Below are 19,259 nucleotides of genomic sequence, written 5' to 3'. Positions count from 1 at the left end.
ATAGCCTTTGTTATGCTATTTCACGCAATCGATTGCGTAATTTTGAAAGCGCAAACTTAATTATTTTCTGAAAGTCCTTACAAATTTTTTGAGACTATGAAAAAAGATAGTGATAAAGCTATCAACTATCTTTCATGAAAATATAATCTATTTTTAGTCTAAATCAAGGTCTTTTAGTTTGACCGAAACGATTTTCGAGACACCTGATTCCTGCATAGTTACCCCATAAATAGAGTCTGCTGCAGACATCGTTCCCTTACGATGGGTAACTACAATAAATTGACTAGACTTGTCAAAACGATTAAGGTAGTCACCGAAGCGTTTAACATTGGCTTCATCCAAAGCCGCTTCTACTTCGTCTAGGATAACAAATGGAATGGTTTTAACACGAATGATGGCAAAGAGAAGGGCCAGAGCTGACAAGGCCTTCTCACCACCAGACATAAGGTTAAGCGATTGAATTTTCTTACCTGGTGGCTGCACAGAAATTTCTACCCCAGCCTCTAGGAGATTGTCTGAGGTCAAAATCAAGTCTGCTGAACCTCCACCAAACATCTGGGTAAAGGTCTGTTTAAAGCTTTCTCGGATAGCCTCAAAGGTTGCTTTAAAGCGTGATTTCACTTCATCATCCATGTCATTTATGGTATTCAGAAGGAGGCTCTTAGCTTCGAGCAAATCATCCTTTTGTCCGTTCAAGAAATCAAGACGTTGCTTAACCTCTTCAAACTGGGCAATAGCATCTACATTGACCGGACCCAAAGCTTTAATCGAACGCTCAAGACCTTGCAAATTCTGGCGTGTTTGTTCGACATTGTCAAGAGGACTAGCCTGACCTTTGGCGACTTCAAGTGTCATCTGATAATCTTCAGCCAACTGAGTCGCAAACTTACGAAGCGATTGACTAATCTGACTTTCACGTTCTTCCAAGCGAGTCTGCTGACGAATCAAGTCCTCGTTACGATTGCCAGCTTTAGCCAAACGCTCCTCCAAGTCTTCCAACTGACCTTCGTAATCTTGCACCTGAATCTTGGCACGGACAAGAGCTTGCTCCAAATCGTCCTTACGTTGGACAGCTTCTTTATGCTGTGCTTGCAAATGCGGAAGGCGGTCAGTTTGGTCATCATTGACCTGATTATTAAGGAGCGCTTTAAGACTATCCGATTCCTTCATTAACTCAGACAAGTCGGCTTGAAGACGATTGCTCTCTGTCTTAGCAAAACGCAATTCTGCTTGCAAATCACGTTCCTTCAACTGAAGTTCAGATTGCTTGTCTAAGAGAACCTGTTTTTGTTGGCCAAGTGCATCTTTGTCTTCCTTAATAGCTTCAATACGGTCGTTAATGACCTCACGCTTGGATGCAATTTGTGCTAACTCTGCTTTAAGTTGTTCAGCCTTGTCTTGAAGATTTGCTCCATCAGTTCCCTGAGAATCCTGTTTGAAACTATCCACTAGGGTTTGATTTTTCTCCACCTCTGACAAGGCTTGTTGGTGTTCTAAGTCTAGTTTTTGCTCCTGAAGACGAGCATTTTCACCATCTACCTTAAGGTCTTCTAACTCTTTCTGTAGAGCCTTACGTTTGATCTTGAGGGCTTCAACTTTAGCTTCACTATCACTTAATTGAGCCTTAATCTGGTTAATTTCAGTAGTTAATGCATCCAGTTCAGGCTTGATAAAGAGATTATTGTTTTGTTTGTTGGTACCACCAGCGAAGGCACCACCGGGACGAATCTCAGACCCGTCAAGAGTAACCATACGAACTTGGAAACGAACCGCTCGAGCTGCCTTATTAGCATTGTCAATGGTATCAAAGATTGCCGTTACCCCTAGGAGGTTTTGGAAAATGTTAGATAAGCGGTCCTCATAGGTAACCAAATCGGAAGCCATACCAATAAAGCCAAGTGCATTGGCTAGACTTTGGGCAAATTGTCCGTTAAGTTGACGTGGTTTAATAGTGGTCAACGGCAAGAATGTCGCACGACCCTGACGATTGCGCTTCAAGTAGTCAATCGAACGCTTAGCAGCCGCTTCGTCCTCCACAATAATATTTTGCCCACTAGCTCCCATTGCGATTTCAAGAGCCGTCTGATAGCGCGTATCAAAGGTCAAGTGTTCACTAACTGCACCAATAATTCCTTGAATGGATTGGGCATTTTGAAGGACAGCCTTAACCCCTGCATAGAAATTACTATGATTTTTTTGGATAGACTCTAAACTTTGACGACGAGCATCTTTACTCTTAAGGTGATCCATGAGGTCAAACATCTGCTTTTGAGCCTCTTGATAGTCCTTATCAAGAGCCTGATAAGCCTGGGCCTTTTCTTTGTAGCTAGCTAAGAGGCTTTGAAGACTCTCTTTGGCTGCTTGATAAGCTTTTTGGGTTTCGCTAGCCACTTCCTGAGCGGAAAGCAAATCTGCCTGAGCTTGTTTATATTCTTCAGCTTGAGCTTCTAATGCTTGTGTCTGACTGTCCATGTCGTGAGTGACCTGAGTCAAACTGTTAGAAACCTTGGCTTCCTCCTGCATCAGACCAACATAGTCCTCACGTAAACGTTCAATAAGCGTATCTGGGTCATCAGAAAATTGCTCTAGTTCTTTTTGAATAGCAATCAGCTCCTGGGCAAGGCTATCCAACTCAGCATTCAATTCAACTTGGCCTTGATTAACCTTATTGAGTGCTGTCTGAGCTTCTTCTTTCAAATGCTCTAACTCACTGAGACGAGCTTCAGTTTCTTCTTTTTTCTCTGAACGCTGCTGACTCTCCATAGTATAAAGATCAATTTGACGCTCAAAGTCACTAATAAGACGTGTGACATCCACCAAGGTTTGTTGGTCAGAAGAAATTTGTTCTGAAATTTGATGTCGTTTCTGTTTGAGCTCCTGGTTCTCAGTCTCTAGACGATGACGTTCCTCATAATAGCTGGTTAATTTTTCCTTGACCGCTGCCAAATCCTCTTGGGTCTGGCTCAACTCAGATTTACCAACTTCAATATCGTGGACCAAAAGGTTAAGCTGAGTCTGTCTACGCTCTTCATCTAATTCCAAGTAACGTTTGGCAGTCGCAGCTTGCTTTTCAAGCGGTTTAACCTGACCGTCCAGCTCGTAGATGATATCTTCCAAACGATCAAGATTATCCTGAGTTTGATTAAGCTTGCTTTCCGTTTCTTTCTTACGTGTCTTATATTTGAGAACCCCTGCTGCTTCTTCGAAAATAGCGCGGCGTTCTTCAGGTTTGGCATTAAAAATAGCCTCAACACGACCTTGGGAAATAATGGAAAAAGAATCACGCCCCAGGCCTGTATCCATAAAGAGGTCATGAATATCACGCAGACGAACCTTACGACCATCAATCAAGTAATCATTGTCACCGTTTCGATAAATGTGACGCTCCACACGAATGGTTTCACCAGCACCCGCGATAAAGCCATCACTGTTATCAAGAGTGACTGCCACTTCCGCATAGTTGAGAGCCTTACGAACCTCTGTCCCTGCAAAAATAACGTCAGGCATCTTGCCTCCACGCAAACTCTTGGCAGATGATTCACCCAATGCCCAGCGTAGACTTTCTGTAATATTTGATTTTCCCGATCCATTTGGACCTACAACGGCTGTCACTCCCTTGTCAAAGACGACTTGCGTCTTGTCCGCAAAGGATTTAAAGCCCTGCATTTCAATTGATTTCAAATACATGCTTAATTTCCTAGTTGTTCAAGGGCAGCCTTAGCCGCTGCCTGTTCAGCTAATTTCTTAGATTTTCCAAGACCTGTGCTGAGCTCCTTACCATCAACAGCTACCTGCATAGTAAATTCTTTGGCATGAGCTGGTCCAGACTCATCAATAACGGTATAAGTAATATCAACCGTACCATTGACCTGAAGACGCTCTTGCAAGGCTGTCTTATAGTCTGTTACGCGGTCAAAGTTCCCCTTTTCAACCTGAGGAATCATGACCTGATTCAAGAATTTCTCAACTGCAGGCAAACCTTGATCCAAATAAAGAGCACCGAGGAAGGCCTCCCAGAGGTCACCAAGGATAGTGGCACGTTCACGTCCACCAGATTTTTCTTCCCCTTTACCAAGACGAATATACCGCTCGAATCCGCAAGCCTTTGTAAAACCTGCCAAACTTTCTTCACGAACGATAGTACTACGCATCTTAGACATTTCCCCCTCTGGCTTGTTAGGGTAGCGATTGTAAAGATAAACGGAAATGACTAATTGTAGAGCCGCGTCTCCTAAAAATTCCAAACGTTCATTATGTGAAATGTTTAGGAGGCGGTGCTCATTGGCATATGAGGTATGGGTAAATGCAGTTTCTAAGAGGTCCTTTTGGTTAAAAACAATACCAAAGTCCTGCTCAAGTTTTTGTTCAAGTTGATTCATAAAACTTCCTTTCTATTTTAAACACACTAACTATAATTATATCAAAAAAAGCAGATTTTCATGATGGAAAACTGCTTTTAAAGCCTAATCTGCTGATTTTGTGAGATTTAACCTATTCAACTAAAAAAGCTGAGCAATCTGAATCTGCTCAACTTCATTTTCTTAATAATCTGGACGAACGACACCTGTAACTGTCTCACGTGTTGCTTCGACATCTTCTTCAAGGACGACCTTGATGATACGTTTAGCTTCTTCTGAAGTACATGCAACCAATGGCAAACGAAGTGGTCCAACTTCGAAACCAAGATGGTTGAGAACAGCCTTGACAGGTGCAGGGCTTGGTACTGAGAAGAGAGCGTTAACTTTAGGAATGAATTTACGTTGGATAGCTGCTGCTGTCTTGAGGTCACTATTTTCAATAGCTTCAAGCATGGCATGCATCTCATCACCGTTTGTATGAGAGGCTACTGAGATGACACCGTTAGCACCAAGGTTCATAGCGTGGAAGGCATCCCCATCTTCACCGGTATAAACCAAGAAATCTTCAGGTTTGTGCTCGATAAGGTAGGCCATATTAGCAAGGCTGGTACATTCTTTAACACCAATAATATTTGGATGTTCAGCCAAACGAAGCATGGTATCAGGAGCCATTTCAACAACCACACGACCAGGGATGTTGTAGATGATAATTGGCAAATCAGAAGCATCCGCAATGGCTTTGAAGTGTTGGTACATACCTTCTTGTGATGGCTTGTTGTAGTAAGGCACGATAGCAAGACCAGCTGCGAAACCACCAAATTTGGCAACTTCTTTAGCAAACTCGATTGAGTCGCGTGTATCGTTGGTACCGACACCAGCAATCAATGGCACACGTCCATTAACAATTTTCTGAACAGCCGCAAAGAGTTCCAACTCCTCATCGTGAGTAAGTGTTGGACTTTCAGCCGTTGTTCCCGCCAAAAGAAGAGCTTCTGTATGGTGAGCCAAAAGATGCTCAATCAATTCTGGAAGGACATCATAATTGATTGATCCATCTTCGTGGAAAGGTGTAATAAGGGCTGTGATCAGTTTGACATCTCTTAATTGATCAATTGACATAATATTCTCCTTCAACCGTTTTCTAATCCTTTCCATTTTACCATAATTTTGACCAGACAGACAGATAAGTTGACAATTTTCTGAAAACATGAGGACTGACTGTTTCAATTGATGGCCAATAAACAAAAAACAGAGAGAAGTCTCTCTGCTTTATAGGATTCAGCATGATTTTAGTATTCAAGTACAACACTAAATCCTTACTGATTTCTGTTTCGCTCCCTATTTCAATTCAAATTTCAATTCTGAAGTTGAGCGAACCAAACCACGTTCGTGAAGTGTTTCTGCGATTTGGACTGAGTTCCAAGCGGCACCTTTAAGGAGGTTATCTGAAACAACCCACATGTGGATACCTTTTTCAGCATCCAAGTCTTTACGGATACGTCCGACGAATGTATCACGTGAACCTACAGCATTAACGGCTTGTGGGTAGACTTGGTTAGCAACGTCGTCTTCAAGGACTGCACCTGGGAATTCTGCAATAGCAGCTTTCACTTCGTCAATTGGTGCCACTTCTTTTGTTTCAATGTAGACTGACTCTGAGTGAGCTGACAAGACTGGAATACGCACACATGTTGCTGATACAGCAATGCTATCGTCTTCCATGATTTTCTTAGTTTCGTTTGTCATCTTCATTTCTTCGTAAGTGTAGTCATTTTCAGTGAAGACGTCGATTTGAGCCAAGGCGTTAAAGGCGATTGGATAGTGTTTCTTATCACCACCACATGGCAAGATTTCAGCTTTGACATCACGTGGGTTAACGCCATCATTCAAAACTTCTTTCAACTCACGTTGTGTTTCAAGGATTGCTCCCATACCAGCACCTGATACGGCTTGGTAAGTTGACACGATGATACGGTCCAGGCCCCATTTTTGACGAACTGGCTCAAGGGCAACCATCATTTGAATAGTTGAACAGTTAGGGCAAGCAATAATACCGTTGTGAGCATCAAGCGCATGTGCATTGACCTCAGGTACAACCAATGGTACATCTGGGTTTTGACGGAAGTATGATGTATTATCAACGACTACTGCACCAGCTTTAACGGCGTATGGTGCATATTTAGCAGAGGTAGATCCACCAGCTGAGAAAAGTGCAATATCTACACCTTCAAATGCGTCTTCAGTCGTTTCTTCGATGGTCACGTCTTGGCCTTTAAATTGCAAGACTTTGCCTGCAGAACGAGCAGACGCAAGGTAGCGAATGTTATCGATTGGAAGTGTTGATTCTTCCAACATTTTAATCATTTGAGCACCGACGGCACCTGTAGCACCGACAACAGCAACTGTGTATCCCATAGTAAAACCTCTTTCGGAATTTTCTATCAATTTAGTTTAGTGAATCTATTATACTACGTTTAAGCCCAGTTGAAAAGGGTTAAAAGGCCAAGAATAAAGAAAAGCCCCTACCAAATGGTAAGGGATAGGAGGCATCTTTCGATGAGAGTAGCAGGTTCACACAACTACTCAAGGTCCGCTCCTGCGTTACAATCTAATGTAGACCTCCTCAGCGCAAAAGGCTCCAAAGAGCCAATCGACTCATCGCATGTTTCTATTCTAGCATATTGAACGACAGAGTCAAGCTCTTGATTTCTATAAATACTTACTTGCCTCACGAATGCTAAGAGATGCCATTTGACTAGCATGTTGATCAATAAAAGCCCGAACCCAATCAGGATTTACCTTTGAGTAATTGCGCAAACTCCAACCGATAGCCTTATTAATGAAAAACTCTGTCTGCCCAAAGTTGTTACAGATAACCTCTGCTAGGAGAGCAGTATCTGTCAAATCTTTACGCATAAGCTGGTGGTCAATGGCAATACGTCTCAACCAAAAATCCTCATCAAGACTCCATTGGCGCATGATATTCTTGGTTTCTGGATAGTGAAAAGTAACCTCTCCGATGATAAGGTCCAATTGATCTATACTGTCCCACCATGATTTGGTTTGAGCCAATTCCTTTAGCTTTGGAAAATCTTCAGGTCTAAGCTCCTTCTTCTTTTTATCCAGATAATCCATAGCAATATATTGAAACTCACGGTAAGGTTGCTGCCAACACTCTTCCACAAAAGTCCAATCAATTGGATTTTTTATGAAAGGCTTAAAAAACTCTCTTTCAATCTTTTTGAGAATTGGTTTTTGAACGCCAAGAAAGCTGAATTTATTTTTCATATAAGCTTCCATTGCTGGGACTTTCGTTGAATCAGCTTGGTCTTCTAACAATTTCAAAAGAATGTTTGTATCCATATGATTTCTTCTTTTTTACATCAATGGTCCAATCAGAGAAAAGAGATAGCCACCTAGACGATGTGCTATAGGCATTTTTGACAAACTTTCCAGAGTGACTTCCTCTGAGAGCGCCTGGGTTTTCTCAAAATCTTGTTCAATCTTAATCACTTCCAGATTTTTATAGAGATAGACCCCATCTTCAAAATTTTGATAGAGACTCCGGTAATCAGTGTTAATGGTACCTACCACAGCTTGTTTGGCGTCAGAAACATAAACTTTAGCATGGACAAAGCCTGGGGTATAACGGAAAATACGGACGCCAGCATCCAAGAGGACTTTAAAATAGGTCGTCGCAATATCAAAGGCATACTGTTTATCTGGAATCCCTGGCATAATGATACGAACATCTACACCTCGTCTGGCCGCAAAGGTCATGGCTCTGACCAATTCATCATCCAAAATCAGATAAGGCGTCATGATATAGACATAATTAGTTGATGTATTCAGAAGATGTAAATAAACATTTTCGGCAACCTTGTGGTAGGTCAGCGGTGAATTGCCATAAGGGAGTACAAAGCCCTGACTCTTTCTTTGTTGAGGTTTTTCTTGTAGATAGTGCTCCATATCCGTTTTATCTTCTATTCCAGTCACTGTCCACATGGTCAAAAAGAGAGCTTTTAGCGTTTGAACTGCTGAACCATCTAAGCGAAGGGCCGTGTCCTTCCAATGGCCAAAGCGTTCTCGTTTATTAACATACTCGTCAGCGATATTAACGCCACCAGTATAAGCAACTTGACCATCAATCACTGTTATTTTTCGGTGGTCTCGATAGTTGTAATAGGTCGATAAAACTGGCTTAATTGGCGAGAAGGTCTGAGCTTTAATACCAACCTTGTGTAACCTCTCGATATAATCGTAGGATAAGGTGGTCATCTCATTCATCCCATCAAACATAACACGAACGTCCAGTCCTGCCTTAGCCTTCTCCTCCAAGATGGCTAATATCTCTCCCCACATGATGCCTTCATCAATGATGAAATACTCCATAAAGATATAACGCTCTGCCTTTTTCAGATCCTCCAACAAGGCCGGAAGCATATCATCTCCAAGTTGGAAATAAGTCACTTTAGTATCTCTATAAATTGGAAAATGAGCAGGACTATGCTCCAGAAAATAAGCCAGTCTTTGCAGTTGCCTATCGCTATGAGGCAGATAGTCCTCAACCTCTGGCTCGGTAGCCAAATAGTCGGAAGTTTGCTGAGTAGCTTCCACAAGACGCTTTTTCAAACGTCTGACACCAAAATCAGCTAGCGAAAAATAGAGCAAGGCGGTCCCAAAAATGGGAAAGAGGGCAATGATGATCAACCAAGAAAGTTTGGAACGGGAGTCCATGGAACGATTGAGCAAATATAAAAAGGTAAAAACACTCAATAAGTGTTCCCATAAGATAATGGATGGGAAATGCTCTTGTAGGCTAATATATGAAAAGACAAGAAAGGCCAATTCCAGTAAGAAGAACAGGAAAATAGGTACCTTGCGATTAAGAAGACTTTTAGCCCATTTAGACGGCTTCTGAGGCAATAGCCGGGCACTTATTTCTTGGGACATATAGGCTCCTTTAGTACAAAGAAATTAGCTCACAGTTCAGAGCTTTTTCTACGATTTTTCAATTATTAGTATCATTCTGGCGTGGGCAAATGACACAATCAATTTGTCGACTTTGACTAGACATTTCTAGCCTCCTACCGTATTTTCCTGACAGGACCATCTAAGGTCTTTTGCATCCAGACAATATCATGCCATTGCTCAAACTTGTAGCCCACTTTTGGAAAATGAGCAACTTGGACATAACCACGTTTTTCATGCATAGCAATGCTAGCCTCGTTCGGAACAGCAATACAGGCTAAGAATCGCAAAAAGCCCCGTTGTTCAAGTTCCTCTTCAAGAGCATCATAGAGCTGACTTCCCAGACCTCGACCACGGGCATCTTCATGCAAATAGATGGACAATTCAGTTGTCCAATTATAAGCTGTCCGGGCATAGTAGGTTGAAGCATAGGCATATCCGAGAACTTGTCCATCCTCTTCAGCGACCAGATAAGGGTAAGTTTCAAGGGTTTTATTGATACGATTCTCAAATTCTTGAACACTGGGAACTTCATATTCAAAGGTAATGGCCGTCTTCTCAACATAGGGTGCATAGATGACCTGAATAGCTTGTGCATCAGCCAAGTTGGCTGGACGAATGGTTAACATCATTTTCTCCTTCGACTTCATTATCTTTATTTTATACTATAAAAAAAGAGGGCTCAACCCTCTTCTTACAAAAATTGACATTACATCAATGGCGCCACTAGTTTGGTCAATAAGCCTAAGGCCTTTTGATGGAATGGAAGTTTTTCAACGTCAGTCGTGCTGACTCGGTGACACTGGTCTTTTGTCGCTTGGAAATCTTCCTCAATAGCAAGAACCGAAGAAGTCCTATAGAGATAGGTCGCACACTCAAAATGATGATATAGACTTCGGTAATCTAAATTAATCGTTCCTACAACAGCCCGACTATTATCACTTACAAAGATCTTGGCATGAATAAATCCAGGTGTGTACTCATAGATTTTAACGCCAGAGGCTAGCAGTGTTGGGTAGTAGGTCTTAGCTAGGTAGTAAACTGATTTTTTATCAGGAATACCAGGCATGATGATACTAACGTCTACCCCACGCTCAGCCGCAAACTTGAGAGCATGGAGTAGTTCACCATCCAAAATAAGATAAGGTGTCATGATATGAACAAAATCACGCGCATGGTTAAGGATGTCAATATAGACATTCTCACCAACTTTATCCTTGTCCAATGGAATATCCCCATAAGGAACAACAAAGCCAGGGGTATCAAACGCCTTATGTTCAACCATATACGGCGTAACATCTAAAGTTTCGTTAGAATAGGTCCACATCTGAAGAAAGAGAACTAAAAAAGTATCAACCGCTGGGCCCTCCAGCATCAAGGCAGTATCTTTCCAATGACCGAAACGCTCAATCTTGTTGATATACTCGTCAGCTAAATTAACCCCGCCTGTGAAAGCAACCTTACCATCAATCAGCAAGATTTTCCTATGGTCACGGTAATTGTAATAGGTTGACAGGAAAGGGGTTACCGATGCAAAAACTCGAGATTGAATGCCAATTTTTTCCAATCGTTTCTTATAGTCAAAACTCAAAGTTGAAAATTCATTCATACCGTCATACAGGACTCGAACTTCCACCCCTTCTTGAACCTTTTGTTTCAAGATTGCTAGGATTTCACCCCACATTTCACCTTCACCAATGATGAAATATTCCAAGAAAATGTACTTCTCTGCTTTAAGGAGCTGTTTCTTCATTTCCTCAAACTTGGCTTCACCACTTGGGAAATAGGTCGTCTTCGTGTCACGATAAACTGGAAAGGAACCGTTCACATTTTCAAGATATTGGACCAAGTTATAGTTGCTGGTGTGACGCTGTTTAAGCTCTTCGAGGGCCTGATTATCTTGTTTCAGAATACCAGAACTGCGGTCAATATTGCTCTGAATAGCACGCTTCATCCCTGTGTAACCTATATCAAGTTTCGTATAAGCCAAGAGCAAGGTTCCGATAATAGGGAAAGGCAAGACTATCAGGAGCCATGTATTTACAGCCGTCGACTCCATATCACTTTGAAAGAGATAAATAATGGCCAGAATACGAAGGACTACTTCTGTAACTTGCAGGTGTATCCTATATTGATGCAACCAGAGGTAAGACATGGCCACAACAACAAGCTGCAGTAAGATGATTAAGAAGATAATCGTAGCACGACTAAAGATTCCACGAAGAAAGCCACGACGACTCTTATCATAAAGACGTTCAATTTTAGCTTCGTTTTTGATAGCATGACTCCTTTCCCTTTTTAATTAATCTTATTATAACCAAATTTGTAAAATTAAGCAAGACAGAAAAAGCCATCTATGTTAGGCTCAGATAAACACCACATTTATCTGAAAAGAACTAACATATAGGACGAAATGGATTACCGAAACAAATGGATTTTACGAATGTTTCTCAAAATTATGAGGCTGGGACAAAAGTCCTAGCCTCTCAATTTGTCTTTGGATTGTCGAGAAAGACGCAGTGGTTGAGTGGGCTCTACTACACTGATTTCATCAGCTTTTACAGCCCTACTCAACTGTGCGGAGGTGGGACGACGAAATCGAATTCTAACGAATTACCGATTTCTGTCCCACTCTCAAGAAATAGAATTCCTAGGAAATCATTGAATTATCAATCACCCTACCAAGTTTTTCTGAGTTACTTGAAAAGTCTAACTTAATTTGACAATTTAGGTTCTTAAACGTCTCTAGTTAATCAACTAAAAATTATAACTAGCTGGGTGTTATCTAATCTCCCCTCATTTTTAAGTTTTTATCATTTTTGATATAATGGTAGAGAATGAAAGGAGACTTTATGTCAACTAAAAATTTAACGCCGGTCTTAAAAACCTCTTTTGTGCTACTGGCTATCCTCGTCCTTCTTGGTATTGTTATGCCTGACGGCTACCAAGTTTGGTCAGAACAACTAAGGGAAGTTATTTCAGATAAACTTGGCTGGTTTTACTTATTACTGGTCACGTCAATCGTTCTACTTTGTGGCTTTTTCCTGGTTAGTCCCGTTGGGCAAATCAAACTGGGGGAACCCAATTCGGTGCCTGAACACTCTACTATCTCTTGGATTGCCATGATATTTTCTGCTGGAATGGGAATCGGCCTTGTCTTCTACGGTGCCGCAGAGCCCTTATCCCATTATGCCATTTCAACGGTACGAGCTACCCCAGGGTCGCAGGAAGCCTTAGCCGATGCTTTCCGTTACACTTTCTTTCACTGGGGCATCCATGCCTGGGCAATATATGCTTTAATCGCCCTGGCCCTCGCCTACTTTGGTTTCCGAAAAAAAGAGAAATATCTTTTATCGGTTACCTTAAAGCCCTTGTTTGGTAAAAAAACAAACGGTATCCTTGGTAAGATCGTAGATACGATTACAGTGGTCGCTACTGTTATCGGGGTGGCAACCACTCTTGGTTTTGGGGCAGCCCAAATCAATGGGGGACTCAACTACCTCTTTGGTATTCCAAACAATGCCCTTGTGCAAGTTATTATCATCATTATCACAACCATCCTCTTTACCATTTCAGCCCTTTCTGGTCTTGGAAAAGGGGTAAAAATCTTATCAAACACCAATCTTATTTTAGCGATTGGACTACTCGCCATCACCATAATCATCGGTCCCACAGTCCAGATTTTTAATACCTTGACCGATAGTATCGGACTGTATATTTCCAATTTCTTCCGTATGAGTTTCAGTGCTGGTTCCTTTGGTCAATACAATCGTGACTGGATCAATACTTGGACGATTTTCTATTGGGCTTGGTGGATTTCTTGGTCACCATTCGTGGGAGTTTTTATTGCCAGAATTTCTAAAGGACGTAGTATCAGACAATTTCTATCCATCGTCTTATTAGCACCGACTGTATTAAGCTTTTTATGGTTTTCTACCTTTGGAACACTTTCAACGCATGTTCAATCACTTGGAAATGTAGATTTAACACAGTTTCCAAGTGAGCAGACCTTGTTTGCAACCTTCAGTCAACTGCCATTTGGTTTTATTGCCTCCGTTGTTGCCATCATCTTGATCATTACCTTCTTTATCACGTCAGCAGACTCTGCGACCTATGTGCTAGCTATGCTCTCTGATGATGGGAATCTCAAACCAAAGAATAACCTTAAAATCTTCTGGGGCGTACTCCTTGCGACTATTGCCATCGTCTTACTTCTTTCAGGGGGCTTAGTAGCCTTGCAAAATACGCTGATTATCGTAGCCTTTCCATTTTCACTCATCATGGTACTGATCATGGTTTCCCTAGTCATTGAATTGCTACACGAAAAAGACAAGATGGGACTGTCAATCACACCGACGCGATACCCTAAAAAAGATCAACCCTTCAAATCTTATGAAGAATAAATAACCCAATTTGTAAAACGAAGCTAGACAGAAAAAGCCATCTATGTTAGGCTCAGATAAACACCACATTTGTCTGAAAGGAACTAAGATAAATGACCTATACTCATCTTACCACAAACGAGCTTGTAACGATAGAGGCTTACTATCAAGAAAACATAATAAAAATTAATATAAAAAGTTTCTAAAATACATATTTAGACACTTTTTGTATGCTATAATTTTCATTAACACTATAACAAAGGAGAACCAAATGAAACGTTTAAATACTCTATTTCATATTATAAAAGTTACAGGTTTTAATCAATTTTTGACAAGTTTTGTAAGTTTTATTTTTATTTCAGGAGGAATACTTTTATTAGTTGAACCTCAAATAAGTAATTACTGGGATGGACTATGGTATGCTTTTGTCACATCAACAACAGTAGGTTACGGAGATATACTAGCTACTACTCTAATCGGACGTATTACTAGCGTCTTTTTAACTGTATATGGACTTATTTTTTTTGGATGCTTATCAGCCGTAATTGTCAATTACTACAGCAAATTAAATACACCTAATAATAAAACTGACTAACATATTTCTTAGTAACTGTAAAAAATAATTCTTTCTCTGCCAATTCCAAACGGCTACAATTTCCTGACCTCGCGATACTTCTTGACTATCCTCTCCAGTCTGAACAAGATTACCATCTTCGACATCATCTAAGTCTAATTCTTTCTTGATAGTCTTGAAGAGTTTTCCAAATCCAATCTGTCGTTTCCGATAAAGTCCCTCAAACAAATCACCCGTTATCCGTTCCTTCGTCTCTTCAGGCAAGACAATCACTTGTTTGTCATTCTCTTTCTCGACATCAAATGGATTTTACTAATATTTCTCAAAATTATGAGGCTGGGACAAAAGTCCTAGCCTCTTTATTGTTTTTGGATTGTCGAGCAAGACGCAGTGGTTGAGTGGGCTCTACTACGCTGATTTCATCAGCTTTTACTGCCCTACTCAACTGTGCGGAGGTGGGACGACGAAATCGAATTCTAACGAATTACCGATTTCTGTCCCACTCTCAAGAAATAGAATTCCTAGGAAATCATTGAATTATCAATCACCCTACCAAGTTTTTCTGAGTTACTTGAAAAGTCTAACTTAATTGTTATCATTTAATTTATCTAACAGAGCCTCTGCTACTTTTTCTGGAATGCCAAGGGAATGGATATCCTCAACAGTAGCTTTTTGGATAGCTGTCATAGACTTGAAGTGTTTGAGGAGTTTTTGTTTGCGCTTAGGTCCTAACCCCTCCACGCCATCAAGTTTAGAACTGAAACTATTCTTACTACGGACTTGACGATGGAAGGTGATGGCAAAGCGGTGAACTTCATCCTGAATGCGGTGAAGGAGGAAAAACTCCTCGGATTGACGTGGCAAATCAATGACTCGCAAAGGATCCCCAAAGAGCAATTCATTGGTTTGGTGCTTGTCATTTTTCTGAAGACCTGCAACTGGGATAGATAGATTCAGCTCATTACGAAGGACGTCCTTGGCGACATTGACCTGACCTTGACCACCATCCATGATAATGAGGTCTGGTGGCGTTAAACCATCTCGTTTGACACGACTATAGCGACGACGAATGACCTCACGCATACTGGCATAATCATCAGGGCCTTCAACAGTCTTAATCTTATATTTGCGGTACTCTTTTTTATTAGGTTTACCATTTTCAAAGACAACCATGGCAGAGACAGGGCTAGTTCCCATGATATTAGAGTTATCGAAAGACTCGATACGGACCGGTGTCGGAATCCCCATGAGTTTGCCTAGATTTTCAATAGCTCCTTGGGTCTTAGCCAAGTCTTTTTCGAGGAGATCAAATTTTTGGGTCAAACTGACTCGGGCATTTTTCGTCGCCAGATTAACCAACTGCTTTTTCTCGCCTCTTTGTGGTTTAAAAACCTTGACTTCATCTCCGACCAGAGCTTCGACAGACTCTTGATCAATGTCTCCAGGAATAAAAATTTCCCTAGGCTTGAGATGCCGACTATCCAGGTAAAATTGACCCATATAAGTTAGAAAATCTTCCTCAGCATCATTATAATATGGGAACATATTGACATCACGCTGAATGAGTTTCCCTTGGCGAACAAAGAAAACCTGAACACACATCCACCCCTTGTCCACGTAGTAACCGAAGATATCACGGTCCTGCATGTCCTGACGGATAACCCTTTGCTTAGTCCTGAGCGTCGATACTGCCTCAATCAAATCACGATACTCCGCAGCACGCTCAAACTCCATCTGGTCAGACATATCCTTCATCTTGGCCTTAAGCTGATTAACGATTTTATCATCATGACCGTTTAGGAAATTCTTGACATCCTCAACCAAACCTTGCCAATAGTCTTCAGTGGTGTGACAGATGGTATGGGCATTACATTGGCCAATATGGTAATAGAAACAGACCTTGTTGGCGGGATTTTTACATTTCTTAAAGGGGAAAATACGGTCCAAAAGCTTCTTAATTTCATTAGCTGCACCAGAGTCTGGGTAAGGACCAAAATAGAGACCGCCATCCTTCTTAACCTGGCGAGTAATCATGAGCCTTGGATAGAGCTCCTTAGTAATCTTGATAAATGGATAAGACTTGTCATCCTTGAGGCGGATGTTGAATTTAGGCATATTCTCTTGGATAAGATTAATTTCCAAAAGCAAGGCCTCAATATTGGACTCGGTTACGATAAATTCAAAATCTGCAATCTCAGATACCAAAAGCTCTGTCTTGGTATCATGGCTTCCACGAAAATAGCTACGCACACGATTTTTTAGATTTTTAGCCTTACCGACATAGATAATATTGCCGAATTTATCCTTGTGGAGATAGCACCCCGGGTTGTTTGGGAGTAATTCCAACTTATGTTTAATCAGATCATTCATGCTTTCATTGTAGCAAAAAAAGAGCTGAAAAGCTCTTAATAGTCATGGTTGAATACAATTTTGAAAAGTGGCCTATTTGCTCAAAATCGTCAAGATTTCTTGGTAGTTTTTGACTTGATAGGTTGGAATAGCCGGAGTCTCATTAACCAAACCTTTTGGATTAAACCAAATGCTGTCAATTCCTGCATTATTACCACCTTGGATATCAGCAGTTAGACTATCACCAATCATGAGGGCCGAATCGGGATGAAAGTCATTTACCTGATCCGAAATTTTTTCAAAAAAGTCAGTAGACGGTTTGTGGGCGCCCACTTCATCTGAAATGAAAATATCGTCGAAGAATGGCAAGATGCTTGAGGCTTGCAGACGACCACGTTGGATGTAGCTAACACCATTAGTTGCTGCATATATCTTGTGACCTCGGTCTTTAACATTCGATAAGAAAGCATGGGCCTGAGGCAACTCCTGCCCCTGTTGGCTCAAGAAATGCTGGTAACGGCCAGCTAAGTGACTGCCATCAACCTCCTGTCCAAAATGCTCAAAAAGACGAGAAAAGCGCGTGCGAAGCAATTCCGGCTTAGTGATTAAACCATGATTGAGATCTTCCCACATGGAACGATTCATGGGGATATAGTGATCCTTGTAAACTTTAAGATCTCGTGAAGCCACCCCAGCCTCTTCAAGAAGGTAGGTCAAAGCCAAATCTTCAGCACGGTCAAAATCTAGGAGGGTGTGGTCAAGGTCGAAAAGTAAATGGGTGTAGGTCATGGTATATCCTTTCTAACTGGAAATCTTTAGGCTCTATTTTACCACAATCCAGCTATATATAAATAAAGAAACACAAAAGGGCGACCCGCAGGCCGCCCACTCAGATTTATGAAAAATAAGTATTGCTTACTTAATAGGCTGCTATTATATCCATTGAACCTTAAAGAAAGCTTAAAGTAGATTATTTTTTTACTATTTCTATAGATTTTTACTTAAATACCTAATCGCTCTAATTCGTGGTATACTGAAAATACAAGATTAATCAAACGAGGCGTGTTATGAAAAATTTAAAATTTCAATCCGTTTTTGACATCATCGGACCTGTCATGGTCGGGCCTTCCTCTAGCCATACTGCAGGAGCTGTTCGTATTGGCAAGATTGTTTCTGCCATCTTTGGTGAGACACCGACTGAGGTAGAATTTCAACTCTTTAATTCCTTTGCCAAAACCTATCGAGGTCACGGGACTGATGTAGCTCTAGTAGCTGGTATTTTAGGTATGGAAACCGACGACCCTGACATTCCACGCGCTCTGGATATCGCATACGAAAAAGGCATTAAGGTCTACTGGAAAATCAACAAGGATAGTAATGCGCCGCATCCCAATACGACTCGTATTACCTTAAAAAATGATAAAAAAACCATTTCTGCCACAGGTGTTTCTATCGGTGGAGGAAATATCCAAGTAACTGAACTCAATGGTTTTGCGGTCAATCTCAAGATGAATACACCGACTCTTATCATAGTCCACCAAGATGTTCCAGGAATGATTGCTCTTGTGACCGATATTTTATCTCGTTATGGTATCAATATCGCTCAGATGACCGTCACTCGAGAAAATGCTGGTGAGAAGGCTATTATGATTATAGAAATTGACTCGCACCAGTGTGATGAGGCCGTCAATGAAATTGCTAGAATTCCTCATCTACATAATGTCAACTTTTTCAGCTAAGAGGGGGATTGCATGTTTTACACTATTGAAGAATTGGTTCAACAAGCTGACCGAGATTACCAAGGTAATATCGCAGAGCTCATGATTGCCACAGAAACAGAGCTAACTGGACGTGAACGTCCTGAAATCCTATCTCTTATGACTCGAAATCTTGAAGTGATGATAGAGTCTGTTCAGGCTGGTCTATCCCCTGAGAAATCACCAACTGGCTTAACCGGGGGAGATGCTGCCAAACTGGATGCTTATATCAAAAATGGAAAGACCCTGGCTGATTCTGCTGTTCTGGGGGCTGCTAGAAATGCCATGGCCGTCAATGAATCTAACGCCAAGATGGGCTTGGTTTGTGCCACACCAACGGCTGGTTCAGCAGGTTGTTTGCCCGCTGTTCTAACAACAGCTATCGAAAAATTGGGCTTGAGCCAATCACAACAACTAGATTTTCTCTTCACTGCTGGCGCATTTGGTCTAGTCATCGCAAATAACGCCTCAATTTCTGGAGCAGAGGGAGGATGTCAGGCCGAAGTTGGCTCTGCCTCTGCTATGGCTGCTGCCGCTATTACAATAGCTGCTGGTGGAACCCCCTTCCAAGCTAGCCAGGCCATCTGCTTTGTACTAAAAAATATGTTGGGACTCATTTGCGACCCAGTAGCCGGATTGGTCGAGGTTCCTTGTGTCAAACGTAATGCTATGGGAGCAAGTTTTGCCCTAGTAGCTGCCGATATGGCCTTGGCAGGTATCACATCTGCCATTCCAGTCGACCAGGTTGTTGACGCTATGTATCAGGTAGGTTCAGCCATGCCAACTGCCTTCCGTGAAACTGCTGAAGGTGGCTTAGCAGCAACTCCGAAAGGAAAAGCACTCGCAAAAGAAATCTTTGGTTGAGAAT

At 41.5% G+C, this 19,259-nt stretch carries 15 protein-coding genes; 4 read left to right on the top strand and 11 right to left on the bottom strand.

From position 1 onward, the window contains the following. Window positions 1–153: 153 nt before the first annotated feature. From smc to cls (ACT170_RS04660), 8 genes are all read right to left on the bottom strand, one after another. Window positions 154–3,687 (bottom strand): chromosome segregation protein SMC, encoded by a 3,534-nt coding sequence (gene smc, locus ACT170_RS04695; protein ID WP_444818096.1) that lies wholly within the window; start codon window positions 3,685–3,687, stop codon window positions 154–156. A 2-nt stretch (window positions 3,688–3,689) separates the two neighbouring features. Beyond that, window positions 3,690–4,379 (bottom strand): ribonuclease III, encoded by a 690-nt coding sequence (rnc, locus tag ACT170_RS04690; RefSeq protein ID WP_444818095.1) that lies wholly within the window; start codon window positions 4,377–4,379, stop codon window positions 3,690–3,692. A 162-nt stretch (window positions 4,380–4,541) separates the two neighbouring features. Beyond that, complete coding sequence (dapA, locus tag ACT170_RS04685) at window positions 4,542–5,477, bottom strand: 4-hydroxy-tetrahydrodipicolinate synthase (protein WP_038676217.1); 936 nt, start codon at window positions 5,475–5,477, stop codon at window positions 4,542–4,544. A 219-nt stretch (window positions 5,478–5,696) separates the two neighbouring features. Further along, window positions 5,697–6,773 carry an aspartate-semialdehyde dehydrogenase gene (locus tag ACT170_RS04680; RefSeq protein ID WP_003093217.1) on the bottom strand — a complete coding sequence of 359 codons (1,077 nt, stop codon included), beginning with the start codon at window positions 6,771–6,773 and terminating at the stop codon, window positions 5,697–5,699. Window positions 6,774–7,067: 294 nt separating this feature from the next. Continuing rightward, a complete protein-coding gene (locus tag ACT170_RS04675; protein WP_038676220.1) occupies window positions 7,068–7,721 on the bottom strand; it encodes a DNA alkylation repair protein in 654 nt (217 codons plus the stop codon). Between the two features lie 15 nt (window positions 7,722–7,736). Continuing rightward, window positions 7,737–9,311 carry a cardiolipin synthase gene (cls, locus tag ACT170_RS04670; protein WP_444818094.1) on the bottom strand — a complete coding sequence of 525 codons (1,575 nt, stop codon included), beginning with the start codon at window positions 9,309–9,311 and terminating at the stop codon, window positions 7,737–7,739. A 134-nt stretch (window positions 9,312–9,445) separates the two neighbouring features. Continuing rightward, on the bottom strand, window positions 9,446–9,958 hold the full coding sequence (locus tag ACT170_RS04665; protein WP_037611427.1) for a GNAT family N-acetyltransferase: 513 nt from the start codon (window positions 9,956–9,958) through the stop codon (window positions 9,446–9,448). An 80-nt stretch (window positions 9,959–10,038) separates the two neighbouring features. Then, window positions 10,039–11,589 (bottom strand): cardiolipin synthase, encoded by a 1,551-nt coding sequence (gene cls / locus ACT170_RS04660; RefSeq protein ID WP_349955081.1) that lies wholly within the window; start codon window positions 11,587–11,589, stop codon window positions 10,039–10,041. A 592-nt stretch (window positions 11,590–12,181) separates the two neighbouring features. Here cls (ACT170_RS04660) and ACT170_RS04655 point away from each other — a divergent pair. Further along, window positions 12,182–13,732 carry a BCCT family transporter gene (locus tag ACT170_RS04655; protein ID WP_037611795.1) on the top strand — a complete coding sequence of 517 codons (1,551 nt, stop codon included), beginning with the start codon at window positions 12,182–12,184 and terminating at the stop codon, window positions 13,730–13,732. Between the two features lie 250 nt (window positions 13,733–13,982). Then, window positions 13,983–14,306, top strand: coding sequence for a potassium channel family protein (locus tag ACT170_RS04650; protein ID WP_037611796.1), 324 nt, complete (start codon window positions 13,983–13,985; stop codon window positions 14,304–14,306). Here ACT170_RS04650 and ACT170_RS04645 read toward each other — a convergent pair. The 3 genes from ACT170_RS04645 to ACT170_RS04635 form a co-directional block, all read right to left on the bottom strand. After that, the gene (locus ACT170_RS04645) at window positions 14,277–14,558 is read right to left on the bottom strand and encodes a protein rep (RefSeq protein ID WP_002891204.1); all 282 of its coding nucleotides are present in this window, start codon (window positions 14,556–14,558) and stop codon (window positions 14,277–14,279) included. The two genes, ACT170_RS04650 and ACT170_RS04645, sit on opposite strands and share 30 nt — an antisense overlap. A 312-nt stretch (window positions 14,559–14,870) precedes the next feature. Further along, entirely contained in the window at window positions 14,871–16,655 is a 1,785-nt protein-coding gene (uvrC, locus tag ACT170_RS04640) for an excinuclease ABC subunit UvrC (RefSeq protein WP_064525112.1), read from the bottom strand. A 72-nt stretch (window positions 16,656–16,727) separates the two neighbouring features. Next, complete coding sequence (locus ACT170_RS04635; RefSeq protein WP_073951108.1) at window positions 16,728–17,423, bottom strand: YjjG family noncanonical pyrimidine nucleotidase; 696 nt, start codon at window positions 17,421–17,423, stop codon at window positions 16,728–16,730. A gap of 278 nt (window positions 17,424–17,701) precedes the next feature. Here ACT170_RS04635 and sdaAB point away from each other — a divergent pair, with 278 nt between their 5' ends. Both sdaAB and sdaAA read left to right on the top strand, forming a co-directional pair. Continuing rightward, window positions 17,702–18,373 carry an L-serine ammonia-lyase, iron-sulfur-dependent subunit beta gene (gene sdaAB / locus ACT170_RS04630; protein WP_155124181.1) on the top strand — a complete coding sequence of 224 codons (672 nt, stop codon included), beginning with the start codon at window positions 17,702–17,704 and terminating at the stop codon, window positions 18,371–18,373. 12 nt (window positions 18,374–18,385) lie between these two features. Continuing rightward, window positions 18,386–19,255, top strand: coding sequence for an L-serine ammonia-lyase, iron-sulfur-dependent, subunit alpha (gene sdaAA / locus ACT170_RS04625; protein ID WP_060933718.1), 870 nt, complete (start codon window positions 18,386–18,388; stop codon window positions 19,253–19,255). Window positions 19,256–19,259: the final 4 nt, after the last annotated feature.

It is taken from the genome of Streptococcus sp. cx1 (genome assembly GCF_052384325.1).
Lineage (GTDB): Bacteria > Bacillota > Bacilli > Lactobacillales > Streptococcaceae > Streptococcus > Streptococcus salivarius_G.
The sequence above is the reverse complement of the archived record's forward strand: the minus strand, read 5'-3'. Positions and strand labels throughout refer to the sequence as shown.